This is a genomic window from Intestinimonas sp. HCP28S3_D6 (genome assembly GCF_052065695.1).
GTDB lineage: Bacteria > Bacillota > Clostridia > Oscillospirales > Oscillospiraceae > Intestinimonas.
Genome location: NZ_JBQHTM010000035.1, coordinates 20,499 through 42,053, shown reverse-complemented (window position 1 = coordinate 42,053; position 21,555 = coordinate 20,499). Strand labels below are relative to the sequence as shown.

Here is a 21,555-nt window from a genome sequence, read left to right as displayed (position 1 = left end):
CGCGCACATGTATTGAACCCGGGCCGAGCCGGGAAGCGCCCGGGGGGAAATTGGGTCCCCGGGGGCGCTTTTTGTCCGGCGCAGAAAAATTTTTGGAAAAGTGTTAATTTGTCTCCGGGCCTGACGATATAAGGAATGTAAGGGTTCCAGTCACCCCCTGTGAAGGCCTGCGGGGGATGGCGGGAATACCTTGAAGGGACAAGATGGAGCTTGTCCGACATTTCAAGGAGGAATTTTTTATGCGTATTCAGCACAATATCATGGCTATGAATGCCTACCGCAACTACACCAACAACACCTCCGCGCTGTCCAAGAACCTGGAGAAGCTGTCTTCCGGCTACAAGATCAACCGCGCCGGTGACGACGCTGCCGGTCTGGCCATCAGCGAGAAGATGCGCGCCCAGATCACCGGCCTGGACAAGGCCCAGGACAACGCCAAGGACGGCATCTCCCTGGTGCAGACCGCCGAAGGCGCCCTGACCGAGGTCCACGACATGCTTAACCGCATGTATGAGCTGGCCGAGCAGTCCGCCAACGGTACCTTTGAGGACGGCACCGACCGCAAGCAGCTCCAGAAGGAGGTCGATCAGCTCAAGAGCGAGATCAACCGTATCGCCGATTCCGCCAACTTCAATGGCATCAAGCTGCTGGACGGCTCTATGGCTGCCAATGGCACCACCAAGATCAATGGTGCTGCCGCTTCCGCTAAGGCCGGCGTGGATGTGAGCATTGTGGCGGACTCTCTGTTCGCTGAGGACGGCACCCGTTCTGAGCTGAAGTTTTCTCTGGCTGCTGTTTCTTCTGCCGGCAAGGAGGGCGTCGTAGTTAAAAAGGGCGGAGTTACTATTTCTCTGCAGAAGGGGAAGGAGTATTCTGCGGCGGACATTCAGGCCCTGTTGGCAAAGGCTAAGACCAGCGGCACCGGTGTAAGCGAGGATATGATGAAGTCCGTGCAGAACGCTACCATTACTGGCACAGGCGTTACGAATGGAACACAGGCTTGGACCTCCCTTGCCAAGTCTACTGGTACGGCTCAGCCCAATCAGGGTAAGCCCCTCACTCTGCAGATTGGCGACACCTCCGACAGCTTCAACCAGTTGAAGGTGGGCATCAAGGACTGCCACGTGGACGCTCTGGGCCTCACCGATATGAAGATCGGCGATCAGGACAGCGCTGCCAAGGCTCTGGACAAGATCAAGAGCGCCATCAACTATGTCTCTGATGTCCGCGGTACCCTGGGCGCTACCCAGAACCGCCTGGACCACACCATCAACAACCTGTCCGTCATGCAGGAGAACATCCAGGATGCCGAGTCCACCATCCGCGACACCGACGTGGCCGACGAGATGATGGCCTACACCAAGAACAACATCCTGATCCAGTCCGCCCAGGCCATGCTGGCCCAGGCCAACCAGGTGCCCCAGGGCGTGCTGCAGCTGCTCCAGTAAGCTCTGGTGTTGGCTGAGCATCTGCACGCTCCCGAACCCTCCTGTGCTGCCCCGCCCTGGGGCACGGGGAGCCCCGCCGAAGCCCAGCGAAGCGGGTTCGGTGGGGAGAGGAGGCGCGACGGAGAGAGCAAGCTTTGCCGCCTGCGGCGAAGCAAGGGATTCGAAGTCCGCGCCGACGAAGGGCGTGCTGCAGCTGCTGCAGTAATCCGGAGCAGTTGTTCTTTCACAGCAACCACAAGGGGGCCGGGCACTGCGCCCGGCCCCCGTTTTTCTATGCTGAGACAGGGAGGAACTATGACAAAGGAACAAACCGCCTTGGACATCGCCCGCCGGATGGCGGAGCTGGGAGAGCGGAGCCACGCTGTGACGGCCTATACCCTGGCTCTGGCGGACGCCCGGGGCCGCCAGCCGGAGACAGAACTGGAGGCCGCCCTTTACCTGTTTGAAAACGGCGGGAACTACAAGGTGGCCTATGACGCCTTCCGCTCCCTCTACCGCCGGGGCTTCCAGCGGGAAACTCTGCTGGAGCTGATGACCCAGGCTTTTTACCAGCCCAACATCAAACTCCTGAAGAGCCGATACGAGAAGAACTGCCGCCTGCTGCGCAAATATCCCTACTGCTTCCAGCAGGACTTTCCCGCTTTTGAGGAGCTGCCCCTCCGCTTTTACCCCTACGACGACCAGCGCTACATCCCCTTTACCGTAGAGACGGAGACCTTCGGGGAGCCTTTGGACCTCCGGCACCCGGTGGTCAGCCGAAACTTCTTCCAAAACCTGGACAAGCCCGTACTGGCGGCGGATGTGTACTCCCAGTATGAGCTGGAGTACCTCCGGGACAATGTGCGGAAAAGCGAGTGGGTGGGCCGGGAGAACCACGTCTATCTCCATTACACGGACTGGGGGATCTTCTGCGCCTATCTCCAGGTCCTGAACCTACGGCCCCTGCTGGAGGAGGAGAAGCTGGTCTTCCTGATCGGAGACGAGATCAGCCAGTACCCCATCGACTTCCAGGCCCGGTTCGGCATGGATTACAGCCAGTATCCCGTCAAGCCCGTCGGCATCCGGGAGATCCACCGGCTGATCTGGCACACCCAGCTCTCCAGCCATAACGGAGGCGACTTTTTCAACGAGATTTTTGACAACCATCCCAACCTGATTGCGGTGGAGTCAGAAATGCTCTACCATCTGCGGGATCAGGTATCGAAGTTCCGACAGCTCCTCAGCAGCGGCGGAACGATCACCTTTGACAGCGTCATCGGTGACGGGGATCTGGAGAAGCCCCAGCGGCTGGCGAATCAGCTCAGCCGGATGCGGGACCGGACGGACAAGGATATCTTCGTGGCCCTTTATCTGGCTATGGCGGATCTGCGGAACCTGGACCCCGCTGCCCGAATCGTTCCATCTATTTTTTTCCAACCCCACTTCCACAACTACCACTGCACTCTGGGCGCGAACGACCAGAACCGGGCGGTGCTGGACTCCCCGGAGTATCAGGAGCTGCGGGACTTCTCCCCCCTCAAGGGCTTCAAGTATATCAAAACGTTTACACCCCTGCGCCGTCCCACCACCTCCACCGGGGCGTGTGTGCGATTCATGCAACGCCAGATTGACGAGTGGAAACCGGGCCAGGAGCCGCTGACAATCCCCGACGAGCTCACCGAACGGGTCCTGAACCGGAACTACATGGTGGACTGGCAGGACCGGCTGTTTCAGGATTCGGTGCTGGTCCGCTTTGAGGACGGCAAGCTGAATCCGAAAGCCACCTTCACCGCCCTGGCAGCCTTTTTGGACCTACCCTATACGAAGAGCATGACCTACTGTTCCCGCAACGGCGAGCGGGACCCGGAGTCTTTGAAGGGAAATGACCGGGGCTTTGACCCGGCGGCCATCTACCGGACCTATGAGGAGTACCTGGGCCGGGAGGAACGGGTGTATCTGGAGTATCTGATGGGAGACGTATACCGGCGCTACGGCTATGATTTTCAGTATTACGACGGCGCGCCCATGGACGAAGAGGCGATGAACGCGCTGGTCGGCAGGCTGCACGGCTGCACGGACCTGATCCTGGCCTCCTATAAAAAGGCGATGGAGCACAGGGTGTTTTTCGAGGGGGAGGACCCGGAACAGCGGCGGCGGGAGATCTTGACCGAGATCGGGGAAAACATGGCGGCCAAGCGGCGGGAGATCGCAGGCGTTTTGATGCGGGGGCTGCGGTTCGTCAACAAAAACGGCGCGCCGCTGAACTTCATGCCCCTTTTGGAGCTGGATCCGGCGCTGCTGGAACAGCCGCTGTATCACTGAGGAGGAGGACATGGAACACAAGGGAACCGTATACTTTTTCACCGGCCTGTCTGGGGCGGGGAAGACGACCGTGGGCAGCCTGTTCTACCAGCGGCTCAAAAACACCAAGCCCAATGCGGTCTATCTGGACGGGGACGAAATCCGGTTGGCCTTCGGCGAGGATGTGGGCTACACCAACGATGAGCGCCTGCGCTGGGCGGGCCGGATCTTCCGGGTGTGCAGGCTGCTCTCCGACCAGGGTATCGACGTGGTGTGCTGCTCCATCGCCATGTTTGACACTGTGCGCCGCTGGAACCGGGAGCATATTCCAAATTACAAGGAAATCTATATCCGGGTCAAAAAAGAGACCCTCATCCAGCGCAACCAGAAGGGCCTGTATACCGCTGGACACAATGTGGTGGGAGTGGACCTGCCCTTTGACGAACCCAAGTCCCCCGACCTGGTCGTCCAGAACGACGGTAACCGCACACCGCTGGAGCAGGTGGAGGAGATTGAGCGGGTCTTTTATCCCAACATTGTGGAAGATCCCATCGATAACACCGATTACTGGAACCAGTACTATCAGAACAGGGTGTGCTCCACCCAGCCCTCCCCTTTTGCCCAGTATGTCTCTACTTTGGTGGAGCCGGGAAAGGCCCTGGTGGATCTGGGTTGCGGCAACGGTCGGGATGCCATCTACTTTGCCGGGCTGGGCCTGAACGTGGTGGCCATGGATCTCTCCGATTCTGCCATCCACATGCTAGAGGAGCAGCAGGTGCCCAACGCCCGTTTCCTCTGCGGCGATTTTATTAGCCACCCTGCCCATCAGCCCGGCGCCTACGACTACGCTTACAGCCGCTTTACCATCCATGCCATCAACCAGAAGCAGGAATCCCTCCTCTTGCAGACCATGTTCCAGGCGCTGCGACCTGGCGGAAAGTTCTTCATTGAAGTCCGCAGCGTTCACGATCCCCTCTACGGTAAGGGACAGCCCGTGGAACGCAACGCCTTTTTCTATGACAACCACTACCGCCGGTTTATTGTTCTCAATGAGCTCACCAAGAGTTTGGAACAGTACGGCTTCCGGGTGGAATACGCCAAGGAACAGACCGGATTTGCTCCCTATGGAAACGATGATCCGCCGGTGATCAGAGTCGTAGCGATCAAACCACAATAATGAGGTGTGAATCATGATACAACTGGTGGATCTGCATACTCATTCCACCGCCTCTGACGGACAATACTCCCCAGCCACACTGGTGGACAAGGCAGTGGCGGCGGGGGTTTCCCTGCTGGCCCTCACCGACCATGATACCCTTGATGGTGTGGCGGAGGCGGTGGAAGCGGCATCCAGCCAGAATATCACCGTTCTCCGGGGTGTGGAGCTGGGCGCCAAGGAAGATCGCCATATGCACATTCTGGGACTGGGACTCGGGGCAGACAGTACTGCCCTGGAGACGTTGTGTCAAAAGTTGAAAGCAGGCCGGGATGAGCGAAAATACCGCATCGTGGACTTTCTGGCCGAGAAGGGTATCCATATCGACCTAGCTGAGGTGGAGGACTTGGCGGGAGGCGACCTGATTGCTCGGCCCCACTTTGCCCGGGTCATGCTCCGCCACGGCTACGTGTCTTCCGTCCGGGAGGCCTTTGACCGCTACTTGGACACCGATGAGTACCAGCGCATCGAGCGCTTTAAAGCGGATGCCCCGACCTGTATCGACGCCATACATCGCTCTGGCGGTTTGGCGGTGTTGGCTCACCCGTATCAGTTGGGCTATTCGGAGGAAAAGCTAGAGGAGACGGTTCGCTGGCTCAAGGAAAGCGGCCTGGATGGCCTGGAATGTCACTATCCCCGGCATACGCCGGAGATGGTGCGGACCTACCTGGCTCTGGCGGCGCGGTATGGGCTCCACGTCAGTGCCGGCAGTGATTTCCATGGAGAACAGGTTCGGCCTGACACTCAGATATGTCCCGTTCGCCTGGAGACGGACTGGCTGTTGGAACGCTGAAATAAATAAAAGGAAATGCCCCGGGCACGAAGCCCGGGGCATTTCCTTTTATTCATTTGGATGTCTTTAGATGGGTCATCAGCACACTGGAAATGTTCTCACAGGATGCTTGTACGGTGACTGCACCGATCTCATGGGCCACGCAGGGCATGCCATACACCACGCAGGACTCCTTGTCCTGGCCAATGGTGTAGGCGCCGGCCTTGCGCATCTCCAGAAGGCCGCTGGCACCATCCCGTCCCATGCCCGTCATAATAATGCCGACCATGTGGCACTTGACCGCGCTAGCCATAGAGGAGAAGAGCACGTCTACCGAGGGACGGTGACCGCTGACCTTTTCGCCGGGCATACAGGAGACGGTATAACGGCTGCCCAGCTGCACCACGCGCATCTGTAGATCAGCGGGGGCGATGAGGGCCAGGCCCCGGTGAATCTCGTCCCCGTTGATGGCCTCACGGACTTCCATCTGGCACAGACGGTTGAGCCGATCGGCATACATTTTTGTGAATCCGACCGGCATGTGCTGAACGATGACCATGCCTGGAATGTCGGCGGGCAGACGCTTGAGGACCTCCAGAGTGGCCTCAGTGCCGCCGGTAGAGGCGCCCAGGCCGATGATGGTGCTGTCCAAGGCGTGGTTGTTGCCCAGGGGAGTGATCGGGGGGCGGGAGGCGCTGGCTGCTGCTGCACGGGTCGCCCGGTGGACCTTGGCGCAGGAGGCCACAATGATCTTCTGAGAGAGGGCGTGGATAAATGAGGATACACTTTCGGTGCCGTCAGGCTTGCGGACAAAATCCACTGCGCCGGCAGCCAGGGCGTCAAATACCCGCAAGTCCAGTGCCGATACGAGGATAACGGGGATCGGATGTGTGGGTAAGTATTGCTTGAGAAATTCAATGCCGTTAATCCCAGGCATCTCCACATCCATGGTTACCACATCGGGAGAAAGACGGGCAATTTTATTCTTGGCATCTGTGGCGTTGATAGCGGTTCCCACCACCTGAATGCGGGGATGGGACGCCAATCCCTGGGTGATGAGGTTCCTGGCCACCATGGAGTCATCCACCACCAGCACGCGGATGGGATTGTTGTTGGCGAACATAAATTGATCCTTCCTTTTGGACAGGACAACAACCGGTCACTTCTTCTGATAGATGGAGGGGGCTACCAACCGGAATTTTGGGTCCTGCCCCAGAGACTCCGAGTGGCTCACAAAGAGGTAGCCGCCCGGGTGCATGGCGTCGTAGAAGCGATGGACCAGGGCATCCCTGGTCTCCTGATTAAAATAGATCATCACATTCCGGCAGAAGATCACATCGAATTTTAGCCGGAACTGGATAGGGTCCATAAGATTGAAGGGCCGGAAGATCACATTTTTCCGGATGGTTGGCCCAACGGCATACATCCCTGTGGCCTTATCAAAGGTGAAATACCGCTTCAGCCACTCATTGGGCATATCAGCTGGCACATGGTAAAGTCCGGCCTTGGCCTTGGCCATGGCCTGCTGGGAAATATCGGTGGCCAAAACCCGGGTGTCCCACTGTGCGGCCTTGGAGCCAAAATACTCTTTCAAATAAATTGATAGGGTATATGGTTCCTCGCCGCTGGAGCAGCCGGCACTCCAGATTGAGAGGACGTGGTCATTTTGGTGCCGCTTCTCCAGCTCAGGCAGGATGGTCTTTTGAAAATAGGTGAAGTGGTCCGGCTCCCGGAGAAAATAGGTATAGTTGGTAGTAAGCTTGTTGAGAATCAGCTCTACATCCTCTGGGTCCCGGCGAGAAAAGAGCCGCTCCAGAAATGGCTCCAGAGAGGTATATCCGCGCTCTCTTAGAGCGTGTGAAAGCCGACTGGTAATGAGGGTCTTTTTTTTGCTCAGATCGATACCGTAATTTTTCTGCATGAACTGGACCAGGCGCTGAAAGTCCTGGTCCGAGACGGTCAGGTCATGGAAAAGGTCGTCCATTGGTGCGTCTGCCTCGCTTCCGTCAGGATTGTGCCAGCAGCTGAGGACAATCAAAGACCAGCATGGTTTGACCGTCGCCCAGGGAACACATGCCGGAGACCAACTTCTGCTGATCGTGGTTGGGGGAGGGAAGGAGAGTGTTGACCGGTACATCTAGCATCCGCTGTACCGTGTCCACCAAGATGCCAACCATGGTGTCGTTGATGTTAAGAATGATGATACAGTTCTGCTCCGCCGGCTCCTGGCCCAGCAGCAGCCGGATATCCACGATGGGAATGATCTGCCCGCGCAGGTTGATGATGCCCCGGACATATTCAGGGACCAGGGGCAGGGCAGTGATGGGGTGATTGGTGATGATCTCTACCACATATTCCGCGCCGGCACCGAAAAGTAGGTCGCCAGAGAGAAACAGCAGATACTTTTGTGCTTCGGCCGTTTCTGCACTCTTCAGATTAGAGGAAGGCGCCTCCTCGGGGGCGGAAAAAACACGATCTTCTTCCATTACAAAGCCTCCTGTGGATCACTGGACAGGCGTATAGAGGTTGCTCACGTCCAGAATGATGCTGATGTTGCCGTCGCCCAAGATGGTACAGCCCGCGATCCCGCTGCGCTTGATGTTGAAGCTGTTGAGGTAACTGGGCAGCGGTTTTACCACCACCTGCTGCTCTCCCAGAAGCTCATCCACGAACAGGCAGTAGGAAGATTCTCCGGCCTCCAGCCAGATGAGGATGCCGTCTTCCACTTCGGTGTAGCCGCCGTCGATGCGGTAGAGGTCCCGCATCCGGACGACCGGATAAAAGCTGCCCATACACTTGAAAAGCTCGCCGCCGGTGGCATCATGGACCAGATCCGACTGGCTGATCTTGAAAGACTGCCGGATATTGTGAATGGGGATGGTAAAGATGGACTTGCCCACCGATACCTCCATGCCATCCATAATGGCCATAGTGAGGGGGATCTTGAGGGTGGTGGTCATGCCCTTGCCGGGCTCACTGGTAATGACCACGGTACCACCCACATTTTCCACGTTCTGCTTGACCACGTCCATGCCCACGCCTCGACCGGAGAACTCTGTAACCTCTGTGTTGGTGGAGAAGCCGGGGGCCAACAGGAAGTTGAGGATGTCCTTGTGGGAGTAGTCCACGCCGGGCAGGGCCAGCCCTTTCTGAAGGGCCTTGTTAAGCGTAGCTTCATAGTTGACGCCCTGACCGTCATCCTTGATCTCGATGATGACCTCGCTGCCGGTGTGTCGGGCAGAGAGGATGATCTCACCCACCGGGTCCTTCCCAGCGTTGATGCGGTCCTGAACATTTTCCTCGATGCCGTGGTCCATGGAGTTGCGGACGATGTGCATGATGGGGTCGCTGATGCTGTCCACGATGGTCTTATCCACTTCGGTGTCCTCGCCGATGAGGACCAGCTTTGCCTGTTTGTCCAGCTTTTTGCACATGTCGCGGACGATGCGGTTCATCTTCTGAAAGGTGGCCGAGACAGGGACCATCCGCAGGGACATAGAAACATCCTGGAGCTCGTCGGTGAGCTTGCGCAGCTGCCGGGCCGACTTGGTGAAGCTGTCCAGCTTGAGGCCCTTCAGATCGGGGGAGCCGGTGACCATGGATTCGGTGATAACGATCTCACCTACCACTGCGGCCAGCTCATCCAGCTTGCTGAGACTGACGCTGATGAGGCTCTCCTTGTGATGGGTGTTCCCTTCCGGTTTAGCGGCCGGCTGACTGGGGGCCGGAGTGGCCGGCTCTGGCTTGGCGGCCGGAGCCGGTGTCGGAGCCGGTGAAGGAACGGGAACGGGAGCGGGAGCCGGCTCAGGTGTCGGTTGAGGCGCCTGCGCCGGCGGGGTGGGCGGCTGGGGCTGATCGATGGCCTGATAGGTCCTCACAGAACCGGCCCCGGTGACAACATGGATGGCGTTGTCCCGGTCGGACTGGTTACGGAAGGAGAGAAGGAAGCCGGACTCCACGATCTGAGCCGCCGTGGAGGGGTCGTGATCCACGCCTTCCGGGGAGAAGGTGAAGTCGTCCTCGCCACAGATCTCGCGGATGGAGGTGACCAGCATGAAGGCCCGGAGGTTCTCCATACCGCAGCCCTCGTCAAAGAAGACCTGGAGGGAGTAAGGGAAGCCGGCTTGGGCGCTGGTACTCTCTGGTGCGGCAGGGGTGCCGGCCGGAGCGGCTGTGCCGGATGTGGCAGGCGCCCCGTCGCCGGCGGGAAGGGAGATTTGTTGGATGAAACTATTAATCTTTTGCAGGAGACTGTCGATATTTTGAGTTAGGGGCTGATCATTTTCAATGTGATCCATCTCCTGGCGGAAAAAGTCGATGGTCTGAAAAAGCAGATCGAAAAGTTCCGGCCGGAGGGATTCGGGAACCACGGAAATGGTCTTGTCCCGGATGATGGCAAAAAGGTCCTCCGCACGGTGGGCGATGGTCATGAGGGAATCGTATTCCATCATGGCTGAGGAGCCCTTGATGGTGTGCATGATGCGGAAGATCGTGTTGATATCCTCGTCGGAAAAGGTATCCTCTTGCTCTGCGGCAAGCACAATGCTGTCGAGCTGCTCCAGGAGACCGTTGGTCTCGTAGAGGAACGCTTCCAAAATACTGTCGTTGCCCGTACCCATAAGCAAAAATCCTTCCTTTTTCATGTTACTACTGCTTTTCTATCGACCAGTTTTTGAAAAGATTAAGTCACCCCCGGCATAAAATGTGGCCGGGACGATGATAGGCGGTAGATTGGGGAAGACAGACGGGCAATTTTATGGGATAATAAGATAAGGTGATAGAAATGGCAAACTTGATGGGTGTGACCAATCCGGTGCCGGGCTATGACGGGCCAAACAACACCCGCACCCTTCCCACCACACCGAAACCCACGGATACCAGCATTCAGAATATCCCTGATCCAAGCCGGGTGGGGCGGGCAGACGCCCGGACAGACCAGAAGGGCGCTGGAAATGCTCTGGACTCTGACGCGCTGCGATATGACTCTAACCTCCAGTTTTTCCTCCAGGCCCTGCGGGATGCCCCCGACGTACAGGCCGAGCTGGCTAAGGCCATCACCTGGATACGCGGGCTGGTGACCATGCCTGGGCTGACCCAGGGTGTGGCCGAGGAGATGGCCCAATTTCTCCAGATGCTCCGCTTGGATGCGGATGGATTCAAGCAGTTTTTCCTGGACCAGATGGCGGCGGGCAACCGGTTCAGCGGGCCGCTGCTCTCCCTCCTGCGGCAGGCCTACCAGGAGACTCCCAGTCAGGGGGTCCGGGACGGGATTCTAGCCTTCCTAAAGCGGTACAGCGACTTCTCCTCCACGGAGCACGTGGCCGGGAATCTGTCCCGGCTCTTGCGGCAGCTGCCCGAGTACATGCCCAAGAGCTGGAGTGGTAAGCTGCTGGAGCTGTCTGCCAGGCTGGAGAACAGCCTCCAGGCGGGGGACCGGACCGGGGCACTCAAGCTGCTCCAGGGAGAGATCATGCCGTATCTCTCCACCTATGTGGAGCGCACCCACGACATGGGGACGGCCCGGGGACTCATCAGTCTGCTGATGCTGAATGTGGCGCGGTACGAAAACGGCGGCGAGGAGGGGCTCCTTGCGGCCTTCCGACAGCTGAGCGGCTACGGCGACACCCTGTCCGGCCTCAACCAGCTGGACGACAAGGCGCTGCTCAAGCTGCTGCGAGAGAACACATTTACCCAGGCCGCCCGGACGGATACCTTTGCCGAAAAGCTCTCCGACATGGCCTCCAAGGCCCTGCGGGGAGAATTCGGCGCCGAGGCCCGGGAGGCGTTTCAGGAGATCGTGCGGTCTATCCTCATCAACGAGAGCGTCTTTATGCCGCTGCGCCACGGTATTCTCCCCTTGGAATGGGAAAACAAGATGATGTACTCTGAGTTCTGGGTGGACCCGGATGCGGAGGAGGACCGGGAGCAGGGTGGAAAGTCGGGTAGAGGGGGGAAAATCCAGTTCCTCTTTAAGCTGGATATCCAGGGCCTTGGCTTTCTGGACATGACCCTGGCTGCCCGGGAGGGCCAGGTGGACCTGGCGGTGTTTGGTCCGGACGCCGTGGCGGCCCACCAAGACCAGATCGCCCAGGATCTGAAGGATATCCTGGCCGACCACGGCCTGGACGGTAGGAGCGTGCGGGTGACCAAGAGCCAGCGGCCGCTGGCCATCACCGACGTGTTTCCGGATCTGTTTGAAGGGAAGCGAAGTGTGAATGTTAAGATCTGATCAGGGACAGGCAAAGCGAGCCGTGGCACTTCGCTACGGCGCCGACGACGGAGCGCCGGTGATTGTGGCTTCCGGTATGGGCAACCTGGCGGAAAAAATTGTGGAGGTGGCCTCAGAGAATGGCGTGCCTGTCTATGAGGACAACTCCCTGGCTACGGTCCTCTCCCAGATGGAACTGGGGAAGGAGATTCCAGAGGAGCTCTATGAAGCGGTGGTAGAGATCTATCTCTACTTTTTGAATTTTGATCCTGCTGACCCGGAGAAGTATCAGCGGGAGCGGCAGGCGCGTCAGCAGGGGGGAGAGCATCATGGCGTATAAGTATCTTGTCCTGGACAGCCTGGGCAGGCCGGTGGCACGGTGTATGTCACCGGAGGGCCTAGACGCGCCGGTGTGGCGGCTGGAGGCGAGCGACGAAGATCTGGAGCGGATCTTATCCCATAAGAACGTCACACTGGTGGGCACTTCGGAGGAATGGGCTGCCGCCGAAGGGCGGATTGTGCGTCACGAGGGAAACCAGGTGTGGGTAGAGGCCGTCCGGGAACTGGACGGTACGGTACGGGAGAACTTGAGGATGCCGGTCCAGTTCCAGAGCTTTCTCTATCCCGTCTCCGGCGGTTGGAAAGGGCGCCGGCTCATTCTGAGCCGGGACCTAAGCTGCGGCGGTGTGGCGTTTTACTGTGCGCAGGACCTGGGAAATGGGGAAATCGCCCAAATCGTAGTGCCGGTGACATCTCAGCCTCTCCTGTTGAAGCTGAAGATTTTGCATCAACGGCCAAGTTCAGAACCAGTCCCCCTCTATGCGGCAGAGTTTGTGGATCTGCTCCGGGAAGAGGAGAGCATGATACGGGAAGCAGTATTTAACATTCAGCTCCGCTATCCGGCAGAGCCGGGCCGGGGTACCCCGTCCAGTGGAGATACCGGAAAAGAAGAAAGGAAGTAAAGGGACATGAAGGGGAGATTTCGGCGAATTGGCGCATTCCTGCTGCTGGCCATGCTGGCGGCCATGATGCCCCAGACAGCCCTGACTGCCGTGGCGGCAAGCTATACGGAGCCCTATCTGAACCAGATGGTGGGTTGGGGCTTCATGCGCGGCGACATCGATGGGAACCTGAATCCGGACAACGACATCACCCGGGCGGAGTTTGTTACCATCATCAACCGGGCCTTTGGCTATGAGAAGATGGGGAGCACGCCCTTTACTGATGTGAAAGATACCGACTGGTATGCCGAGGATGTGGCCATCGCCTATACAGCGGGGTATATTAACGGCACTTCGGCCAGCACCTTTTCGCCTCTTGCGGAGATCACCCGGGAAGAGGCGACGGTCATCCTGGCCCGGAACCTGATGATGCAGCCGGCGGTGGGGGAGAACACCGACTTCACTGACGGCCGAGAGCTGAGCAACTGGAGCAGCGGTCTGGTGAGCACGGCGGCTGCCTACAACCTTATCTCCGGCTATCCGGACGGTAGCTTCCGGCCTCAGGACCCCATCACCAGGGGTGAGGTGGCCATCATGGTCACCAATGCCATCGGCACTCCGGTCCAGGAGCCGGGAGAGCATACCCTGGGCAATGTTTACGGCAACGTGGTCATCACTGATTCCGGCATTACCCTGCGGGATACCACTATCGCCGGAAACCTTTACATTACCGCTGGTGTGGACTTGGGCGACGTGCACCTGGAGAACGTCACCGTGCTGGGTGAGATCGTAGTCAGCGGAGGTGGTGTCAGCGAGGGCGGCGATGACAGTATCGTCCTGCGCAACGTGGACGCCCCCAAGCTCATCGTGGACAATATCAAGAACCAGCTGGTTTCCCTCCGGGTGGAGGGCGATGGTGTCATCACCACCACCAGTGTGCGTACCGACAGCTACCTGGCGGACAACACCCCGGCGGGTTACGGCCTGAGCCGCATCGAGCTGGACGGCGAGGAAGGACGCAGCCTGAAGCTGGCGGGCAACGTCAAAGAAGTGGTGAACCTGACGCCCAAATCCAGCATCGGTGTGGCTGCCGGCGAGGTGGATACCATCACCGTGGATGAAAAAGCCACCGGGTCCACCCTGAGCATCACCGCCGGTGCTCAGGTGGGTAATGTGAATCTGGACGTGGCCACTACTGTCACGGGCGACGGCGACATCGCCAACCTGACGGTGAACGCCGACGGCAGCACGGTCTCCATGCTGCCCGACCAGATCGTGGTCCGCCCGGGTGTCACTGCTACCATTGACGGAGAGCAGATGGACAGCGCGGCGGCGGCGGAGTCCTCCGCCGACCCCCGGCTGCTGGCGGGATATCCCGAGATCACGGATCTTGCGCCCACCAGCGCCACGGCCAGCTTCAGCGCCAATAAGCGGGGCACCGTCTACTGGGCCATCACCTCGGTGACCGACGGCTCGGTGGGGGTGGATGACCTCATCAACCCCCAGTCCTACGCCACCACCATCGTCAAGCAGGGCACTGTGACCCTGGGCGGCTCCAACCAGCCCGGTACCTCCAAAATCAGCGGACTGACCTCCGACGGCTCCTACTACCTCTCCACCGTCTTTGTGGACGCCCGAGGGGACCAGAGCCCTTTGAAGGTCATCTCCTTCACCACGCCGGACAACACAAAGCCCGACTTCGCTTCCGGCTACCCCTACCTCTCCAAAATCACCAACATCTCCGCCCAGGTGACGGCCATGCCCACCAAGACCTGCCGCTTGTACTGGGCGGTGCTGCCCAAGGGCTCCGCAGCCCCCACGGCCAGTGACTTTAAGGCCAACGCCGTCACCGGCAACCTGGGCTTCGGCACCCTGGACGTGACCAAGAACACCCCTTACTCCTTCGACGTGAACAGCGTGCCCCTGGAGGAGCTGGAGAGCTATGACCTCTATCTGTGGCTCACGGATGTGGACGGCGCCCAGAGCTCGGCGGTGAAGAAGCTGAGCTTCACCACCGTGGACAAGACGCCCCCGGTGTTTAACACTGAGCCCACCATCAACAAGGTGGATAAGACCTCCGTGGGTATGTATGCCAATCTGAACGAGGCCGGCACCCTGTATTGGGTGGTGGTAGCCCAGGGCGAGGAGTACCCCAAGCCCCTGGCGGGCCAGTCCGGCGCGGTGGATTTGGCCAGTGACACCGCCAAGCTCCAGGCCTCGGCGGGCATGAACGCCCTCAAGAGCGGCAAGGTGAGCATGACCGAGGGCAAGGATGTGACCTTCACCATTAGCGGTCTGGAGGCGGAGAAGGCCTACGATCTCTATTATGTGGCCCAGGACAAGGCGGGCAACTACTCCGCCACGGTGAAGAAGATCACCATTCACACCGCCGATCCCAACGCCCCCACCGTCACCCAGGAGTTCACCAAGTACAACGGAACGGATACCACCACGCCCCTGCCCAATACTGACATCCGTCTGGTGTTCAGCGAGGCGGTGCGGGATGCCGCCACCAATACAGAGCTGACCAAGCTCTATGAGGATGCCACCCAGGCTGGTTCAGGGGATTCGGATGCCCGGAACAAGATGGCAAACTTCCTTCGCAACAGCATCAAGCTGTATGTAGATACCGGTAATGGTCGGCCTGAAACGGTGCCTGAGGCTACCTCTGGGACGGATAAGGAAAAGGACGAGTGGGTCATCGATTACCGCTACGCTGAGATTACCATGGAGGAAGGCAAGACGGTGGTTACCTTCCCTACCCAGACGACTGCAGCCACCAGTGCTCTAAATCTGCAAAGCGGTGTAAAGTACTATTTTGAGATTGAGGCGGGTACCATCGCGGACACGTCGGAGACTAAAAATATTATGGGAAAGACGCCGTTGGACCCCTTCAAGACGGTCTTTGCTATTGTAAATCTGAGCAATCCCAATGTCACTAGTCTGGGACTGAGCGATAAAGACGAGGATGAAAACCGTGTGGATGTGAGCTGGACTCTGACCCCCACCACTACGGAGAGTACGGCGGACAGCGTGGACTGGGATATGGTCATCTGGTCGGATACCAGCGTGAAGTTCGAACTCTATTACCGAGATACGGAGCCCGGGGGACAGAAGGACTGGAAACTGCTGGGGTCGGAGAGCATTACCGTCCCAGGCGGTACGGAACGGGTGGGCGTCAGCCTGACCCGGCATTTTCTGGATCGCTCCAACAACCCTGATTTCGCACAGCTCAACACTCTGAAGGAGAGCGCCAAATACGAATACGCCATCCATTTCACCCAGATCGGTACGCTGACGGACCCGGAAACCTGGAGCCAGCGGGTCCGGATCGGGGTCAACATTCTGGCGGGTACGACCAATGACCTGAGCGCCCTGGCCAACAACCTCTCGGAAGACAACTACGAAACCATGCTCAAAGAGGGGTTGACCAACATCGGACAGCCCTCCGACTTCACTCTGACCAAGCAGTTCAGCGACCAAACGCCTCCCCGGTTTGCCAGTGGTCGCCCGACCTTTACGGCGGGTTCCTCGGCGGTGAACATGTCCCTGATGCTGGACCGTGAGGGAACGGTGTACTACCTCATCGCGCCTGCCGGTACGGTCACCACCGAGGGTAAGGATACCGGCGGCAAGGATGTGAGCTTTGGCAAGGATAACGCAGGTGATCTCCCCCACGCCGGCGAGTACGACAGCGGTAACTTCCGCTATGACTATACCTTTACCCAGCCGGATACCCTGAACATCATTGAAGCGGACAAACTGACCAGTTCCATTTACAAGCATGGTACAGTGTCGGTAGGCACCATCGAGGAGACAGAGCTGGTGGATGGGCTCCAGCCAAACCAGGATTATATCGTCTACTTTGTCATCCAGGGCAGATCCAACCAGAGTTATTCCCAGGTTTATGCTTATTATTTCCGGACCGATGAGGTGGAGGTGCCCTACATCACGCTGGAGGCCCTGAACCCGGAGGTGGCTTTCACCACCAGTGAGGATGCGGATCTGGACTACGCCCTCTTTGCCCCCAAGCAGCTGCCCAGCCAGTTTACCACCAAGAGCATCTCCTACAAAGTGTCCAGTACGTCGGGGGATGAGACAAAGACCATGACATGGCTGGAGGCCATGTTGGAGACCTATGATGCCTCCACCGGCGAGTCCTACTTCGACCACTATGCCAGTGAGCCGGATAAATTGACGGTCCAGCAGATTATCCAGCGGCAGATCACCAGCGGTGGTACCCCGGTGGATACCGGTGATATGACCACAACCAAGGAAAAGTCGCAGGTTGTGGACTTCACCGATGCCATGAAGAGCGAGAATGCGGACAATGCCACTTACTTCTACTGCCTGGCCACCGCCAAAAATATTCTGGGAAGTGGATACTCCTTCAAGGCAGTGGAGAACGTCCACATCCGGGACAAGGAACCTCCCTATCTTATTTATGTAGGCGCTACCATCCAGCAGGGCTCTTCCAAGGGTGTCTACTCCGGGACGCTGACCTTGACCTTCAACGAGCAGGTCTACTATATGGACAAGGTGAGCGGCGGCAGCGGCGCCGACTCCAACACGCTGCGTCCGGTGGTGGCCAACCCCTACGGTGATACCAAGGACTATATCTCCATCATCGCCGCTTCGGAGCTGACAGGCGGCACCTTCACGACCGCCGGCTACAGCACTACGCCCACCAATACCTTCACCATTAAATTTACAGACATTGCCAACGGGGCCAGCATCATTTTCTCCAACAAGGGATTTGTGAGCGACGCCTCGGAAAACAGCATTGCCACACCCTTCATCATTCAGTTCCAGGAAGGTGCGAGCGGAGTGGAAGGCTTCGTACAGGCGGGCAAGTTCGTGGTGATCTCGGGAGATTACCGCCCCACCAAATAAGGTGAGACCTGCCCGGAGCCCGGAGCGGGGGGAAATTCCGTTCCGGGGCTCCCCTTTGCCCAAGGAGGTTTTGATATGACACAGCGAACCATCAACAGAGTATTGGCTCTGTTTCTGACACTGGCCATGCTGAGCACCTCTGTTCCAGTGTCGTGGGCAGCAGAGGTGGACGAGCCCCAAACGGAGGAGCCGCCCCAGGAGACCAGCTATACCATCACGCTGCCCACCAGCTTCCCCACGATGAAGGTCGGGGAGGAGAAGACGCTCACCGCTACCATCGCTCCGGCCCTGTCAGAGGAACAGCTGGAAGGGTTGAACGTCACATGGAATACGGAGAACAACTATGGCCGTATTTCCATCCAGAAAAATGAAGATGATCCTCTTACAGTGACCATCAAGGCGGAAAAGACTGCAGAGACCACCGTTACTGTGCCTGTTACTGTGACCGCCACTACCGAGATCAATGGAAAGCCGGTGGGGCCGGCCACGTGCCAGGTGGAGGTGGCGCCCACCGATCCTGCCAGTGTCACCATTACCAATGGTGACCAGGTGGAGATGGAGCGGAACGGCTCTCTGACCCTGAAGGCCGAGGTGTTGCCTGATACAGCGGATCAGACGGTCAAGTGGCGCAGCAGTGACGCGGCAATCGCTACCGTGGACGAGAATACAGGACTGGTCCAGGCGGGAAATACGCCGGGGACCTCTGTCATCACCGCCTCCTCCGGCACCTATGATGACACCTGCACCGTGGTGGTTCGGGGCATCGTTCTGGACAAGACCTCCCTCTCTCTGAAGGAGCGGGATACCTATACCCTGTCTGTCACGGCCTATGGCGGTGACTTGGAAAAGAAGACGGTGACCTGGAGTTCTTCTGATCCCAATGTGGTGACAGTATCCAACGGCTATCTCTATGCCAAGGCGGAGGGGACGGCCGTTATCACTGCCTCGGCCGGCACGGCCTATACAGCCACCTGTGAGGTCACGGTCAAGCGCAACACCGCCGACATCATTACCGCGTCGGTGGACGCCGGGGCGCCGCTGAGCTTTTCCAGCATCCAGTCCCGGATTCAGACCCAGGCCAGCAATGTGCTGGGCCGCTCCCTGAGCTACATCAGCGGCCTGTCGGTGTCCACCAGTCAGGGCACCCTCTACTACCGCTACCAGTCCGACAGCGATACCGGCGCGGGAATCGGCACCGGTGAGCGCTATTACGTCAGCCCCTCCCTGGGCCAGATGGCCATCTCGGACATCTATTTCGTGCCTAAGGCCGATTTCAGCGGCACCGCTGTTATCAACTACACCGGCTATGCCGACGGCACCACCTTCTTCCAGGGCACCATCGAGGTGACCGTGGCCGAACTGGAGGAGATCACCTACTCCACCACCAGCCAGAAGGCGGTCCAGTTCAACGTGGACGACTTCAACCGTATGTGCCGCAGCCGCACGGGCCGGGACGTGAGCTATGTGGTCTTTGCTCAGCCCGACAGCAGCCAGGGCACCCTCTATTACGGCTATGTCTCCGCCCAGAACTACGGCAGCAAGGTGGACGAGGCCAAGCAGTACCGCCGCAACGGCTCTCCCAGCCTGGCCGATGTGTACTTCGTGCCGGTAGGGAGCTATTCCGGCGAGACCTTGGTCACCTATACCGCTTACGACGTCAACGGCGACTCCTTCCGGGGCAGGGTGAAGATCCGGGTGACCGAGACCTCCGCCACCGGAGACCTCAGCTACTCCATCTCCCAGGGCGGCAAGCTCACCCTGGCCGATGGCGACTTCAACGATCTGTCCAAGAACGTTACCGGCTACGCCCTGGACTATGTCCGCTTCACCCTGCCTGCCTCCTCCAAGGGCACCCTCTATTACAACTATACCAGCAGCGGCGGCTATGACAGCCGGGTCACCGAGTCCCAGAGCTACTACCGCTCCTCCTCCCCCTATCTGCGGCGGGTCACCTTCGTGGCGGCCTCCGACTATACCGGCACCGTGAGTCTGAGTTTCACCGCCTGGGACATCAAGGGCAACCAGTTCTCCGGCACGGTGTCGATCTCGGTGGGGAAGGTCGGCAAGGGCGACATTCGCTACTCCGCTTATGAGGGCGGCAGGGTGACCTTTGACGACAGCGACTTCAACGCCCTGTGCCGGGACCTCACCGGCAGCACCCTGAAGTACGTCCGCTTTACCTTGCCGTCCTCGTCGGAGGGCACCCTCTACTACAATTACAGCAACGGCAACTACGACAGCAAGGTGACCGCCTCCCAGAGCTACTACCGCTCCTCCAGCCCCTACCTGGATAAGGTGACCTTCGTGCCCAAGAGCGGCTTTACTGGTACCGTATCCATTGACTTTACGGGGTACAGCACCAACGACGAGAAGTTCGAGGGCACCGTGGAGATCGGGGTGGACTCCCGGAGCGATCAGATTGCCTATACCGTCCGCTATGGTGGCACCGTTACCTTTGACGACGGCGACTTCGATTCCCTGTCGGAGGACCTGACCGGCCAGCGGCTGCGCTATGTCCGCTTTGAACTGCCCTCCTCCTCCAAGGGGACCCTTTACTACGACTATGATGACGGCGAGTACGAGAGCAAGGTGACCGCTTCCAAGAGCTACTACCGCTCCGGAAACCCCTATCTGGACAAGGTGACCTTTGTCCCCGATGAGAACTTCGCCGGAACCGTCAGCATCGACTTTACCGGTTGGAACACCAACGGAGAAAAGTTTGAGGGCACCGTGGAGATCACGGTAGAGGCCCCCGCCGGCCCCACCCTCATCACCTACACCACCGCCTACGCCCCCGTCACGTTCCGGGCGCAGGACTTCACCGCCGCCTGCAGCGACCGTGGTCTGGGCACGTTGAAGTCGGTGCAGTTCACCTCTCCCAGTAGCTCCTACGGCCACCTCTATTACCGGTACACCGATCTGAGTGACACCGGTACTGAGGTCCGGTCTAGCACCACATATTACCCTGACAGTACCCCCAACCTCTCTGAGGTGACCTTCGTGCCTAAGTCAGGCTATCAGGGGACTGTTACAATCGCCTATACAGGAACCGACAGTCGAGGCAATACCTACCAGGGGCAAGTCCAGATCAGGATACAGCCCAATACCAACTCCAGATATTTCTACGATATGTCCAACGCCAGCTGGGCGGTATCCGCAGTAGACCTTCTCTATGAAAACGGTGTAGTCACGGGAACGGGCAGCGGAACCTTTGGCCCCAACCTCCAGATCACCCGGGGCGATTTCGTGCTCATGCTCTGCCGGGCTTTTGATCTACAGGCTACCGGCGGTGTGGGTTTCCCCGACGTGCCGGCCGGTAGCTATTACGCCCAGGCGGTGACCACGGCTCAGGTCCTTAACATCGCTGATGGTTATCCGGATGGCGGTTTCCATCCCACAGATCCGCTCACTCGGCAGGATGCTATGGTTTTCCTGAAACGTGCTATGCAGGCGGCGGGCTGGAGTATGGATGCCGGAAACACCGCACTGCTGTACAGTTACCCGGATGGCGGGACGGTAACACCCTATGCCCAGGATGCGATGGCCACTATGGTCTCCTACGGTATCATCACTGGGACCTCGGATGGTCTCCTTTCTCCTCTAGAAAGAATGACCCGTGCCGAAATGGTCGTGGTCCTGGCACGGGCACTGACCATTTAATACAGATTGTAAAAGGATCACCATCGTGGCACCAGTGTTACGATGGTGATTCTTCCATTTTAGAATAATAAAAGGTAAAAGTCCAAAAAATGAGATGTTAAAATATACTATTAGTTATATATGGGAATAAGTAATTA

Annotated in this window: 13 protein-coding genes; 9 read left to right on the top strand and 4 right to left on the bottom strand. The window is 58.5% G+C overall.

Annotated elements, in window-relative coordinates; genetic code table 11:
- Positions 1-239 precede the first annotated feature (239 nt).
- From ACTNBK_RS11925 to ACTNBK_RS11910, 4 genes are all read left to right on the top strand, one after another.
- Positions 240-1,448: a flagellin N-terminal helical domain-containing protein gene (locus tag ACTNBK_RS11925; protein ID WP_441146355.1), complete on the top strand. Its 1,209-nt coding sequence runs from the start codon at positions 240-242 to the stop codon at positions 1,446-1,448.
- Between the two features lie 294 nt (positions 1,449-1,742).
- Positions 1,743-3,749, top strand: a complete 2,007-nt coding sequence (locus ACTNBK_RS11920; RefSeq protein ID WP_441146353.1) for a hypothetical protein — start codon at positions 1,743-1,745, stop codon at positions 3,747-3,749.
- A 10-nt stretch (positions 3,750-3,759) separates the two neighbouring features.
- Positions 3,760-4,905, top strand: coding sequence for an adenylyl-sulfate kinase (locus ACTNBK_RS11915; RefSeq protein WP_441146351.1), 1,146 nt, complete (start codon positions 3,760-3,762; stop codon positions 4,903-4,905).
- 13 nt (positions 4,906-4,918) lie between these two features.
- Positions 4,919-5,737 carry a PHP domain-containing protein gene (locus tag ACTNBK_RS11910; protein WP_441146349.1) on the top strand — a complete coding sequence of 273 codons (819 nt, stop codon included), beginning with the start codon at positions 4,919-4,921 and terminating at the stop codon, positions 5,735-5,737.
- Positions 5,738-5,789: 52 nt separating this feature from the next.
- Here the strand turns inward: ACTNBK_RS11910 and ACTNBK_RS11905 are convergent, their stop codons facing one another.
- Genes ACTNBK_RS11905 through ACTNBK_RS11890 form a run of 4 tightly spaced genes read right to left on the bottom strand, consistent with a single transcriptional unit; the run spans position 5,790 to position 10,335 of the window.
- On the bottom strand, positions 5,790-6,839 hold the full coding sequence (locus tag ACTNBK_RS11905) for a protein-glutamate methylesterase/protein-glutamine glutaminase (protein ID WP_441146347.1): 1,050 nt from the start codon (positions 6,837-6,839) through the stop codon (positions 5,790-5,792).
- A gap of 36 nt (positions 6,840-6,875) precedes the next feature.
- Positions 6,876-7,700 carry a CheR family methyltransferase gene (locus ACTNBK_RS11900; RefSeq protein WP_441146345.1) on the bottom strand — a complete coding sequence of 275 codons (825 nt, stop codon included), beginning with the start codon at positions 7,698-7,700 and terminating at the stop codon, positions 6,876-6,878.
- Between the two features lie 22 nt (positions 7,701-7,722).
- Positions 7,723-8,202: a chemotaxis protein CheW gene (locus tag ACTNBK_RS11895; protein WP_441146343.1), complete on the bottom strand. Its 480-nt coding sequence runs from the start codon at positions 8,200-8,202 to the stop codon at positions 7,723-7,725.
- An 18-nt stretch (positions 8,203-8,220) separates the two neighbouring features.
- Positions 8,221-10,335, bottom strand: coding sequence for a chemotaxis protein CheW (locus ACTNBK_RS11890; protein ID WP_441146357.1), 2,115 nt, complete (start codon positions 10,333-10,335; stop codon positions 8,221-8,223).
- A gap of 164 nt (positions 10,336-10,499) precedes the next feature.
- Here ACTNBK_RS11890 and ACTNBK_RS11885 point away from each other — a divergent pair, with 164 nt between their 5' ends.
- The 5 genes from ACTNBK_RS11885 (at position 10,500) to ACTNBK_RS11865 (ending at position 21,418) form a co-directional block, all read left to right on the top strand.
- Positions 10,500-11,945, top strand: coding sequence for a hypothetical protein (locus ACTNBK_RS11885; RefSeq protein ID WP_441146341.1), 1,446 nt, complete (start codon positions 10,500-10,502; stop codon positions 11,943-11,945).
- A complete protein-coding gene (locus tag ACTNBK_RS11880; protein ID WP_441146339.1) occupies positions 11,932-12,264 on the top strand; it encodes an EscU/YscU/HrcU family type III secretion system export apparatus switch protein in 333 nt (110 codons plus the stop codon). The genes ACTNBK_RS11885 and ACTNBK_RS11880 overlap by 14 nt, the downstream gene beginning before the upstream one ends.
- Positions 12,254-12,886: a PilZ domain-containing protein gene (locus ACTNBK_RS11875; RefSeq protein WP_441146337.1), complete on the top strand. Its 633-nt coding sequence runs from the start codon at positions 12,254-12,256 to the stop codon at positions 12,884-12,886. The genes ACTNBK_RS11880 and ACTNBK_RS11875 overlap by 11 nt, the downstream gene beginning before the upstream one ends.
- 6 nt (positions 12,887-12,892) lie before the next feature.
- Entirely contained in the window at positions 12,893-17,758 is a 4,866-nt protein-coding gene (locus ACTNBK_RS11870) for an S-layer homology domain-containing protein (RefSeq protein ID WP_441146335.1), read from the top strand.
- A 75-nt stretch (positions 17,759-17,833) separates the two neighbouring features.
- Positions 17,834-21,418, top strand: a complete 3,585-nt coding sequence (locus ACTNBK_RS11865; RefSeq protein WP_441146333.1) for an S-layer homology domain-containing protein — start codon at positions 17,834-17,836, stop codon at positions 21,416-21,418.
- The last annotated feature ends 137 nt before the right edge of the window (positions 21,419-21,555 follow it).

Bases quoted from the DNA above. Each gene is read 5' to 3' on its own strand.
- ACTNBK_RS11890 (WP_441146357.1), bottom strand. From the start codon at position 10,335: ATGGGTACGGGCAACGACAGTATTTTGGAAGCGTTCCTCTACGAGACC.
- ACTNBK_RS11925 (WP_441146355.1), top strand. From the start codon at position 240: ATGCGTATTCAGCACAATATCATGGCTATGAATGCCTACCGCAACTAC.
- ACTNBK_RS11880 (WP_441146339.1), top strand. From the start codon at position 11,932: ATGTTAAGATCTGATCAGGGACAGGCAAAGCGAGCCGTGGCACTTCGC.
- ACTNBK_RS11915 (WP_441146351.1), top strand. From the start codon at position 3,760: ATGGAACACAAGGGAACCGTATACTTTTTCACCGGCCTGTCTGGGGCG.
- ACTNBK_RS11910 (WP_441146349.1), top strand. From the start codon at position 4,919: ATGATACAACTGGTGGATCTGCATACTCATTCCACCGCCTCTGACGGA.
- ACTNBK_RS11895 (WP_441146343.1), bottom strand. From the start codon at position 8,202: ATGGAAGAAGATCGTGTTTTTTCCGCCCCCGAGGAGGCGCCTTCCTCT.
- ACTNBK_RS11920 (WP_441146353.1), top strand. From the start codon at position 1,743: ATGACAAAGGAACAAACCGCCTTGGACATCGCCCGCCGGATGGCGGAG.
- ACTNBK_RS11875 (WP_441146337.1), top strand. From the start codon at position 12,254: ATGGCGTATAAGTATCTTGTCCTGGACAGCCTGGGCAGGCCGGTGGCA.
- ACTNBK_RS11865 (WP_441146333.1), top strand. From the start codon at position 17,834: ATGACACAGCGAACCATCAACAGAGTATTGGCTCTGTTTCTGACACTG.
- ACTNBK_RS11870 (WP_441146335.1), top strand. From the start codon at position 12,893: ATGAAGGGGAGATTTCGGCGAATTGGCGCATTCCTGCTGCTGGCCATG.
- ACTNBK_RS11905 (WP_441146347.1), bottom strand. From the start codon at position 6,839: ATGTTCGCCAACAACAATCCCATCCGCGTGCTGGTGGTGGATGACTCC.
- ACTNBK_RS11885 (WP_441146341.1), top strand. From the start codon at position 10,500: ATGGCAAACTTGATGGGTGTGACCAATCCGGTGCCGGGCTATGACGGG.
- ACTNBK_RS11900 (WP_441146345.1), bottom strand. From the start codon at position 7,700: ATGGACGACCTTTTCCATGACCTGACCGTCTCGGACCAGGACTTTCAG.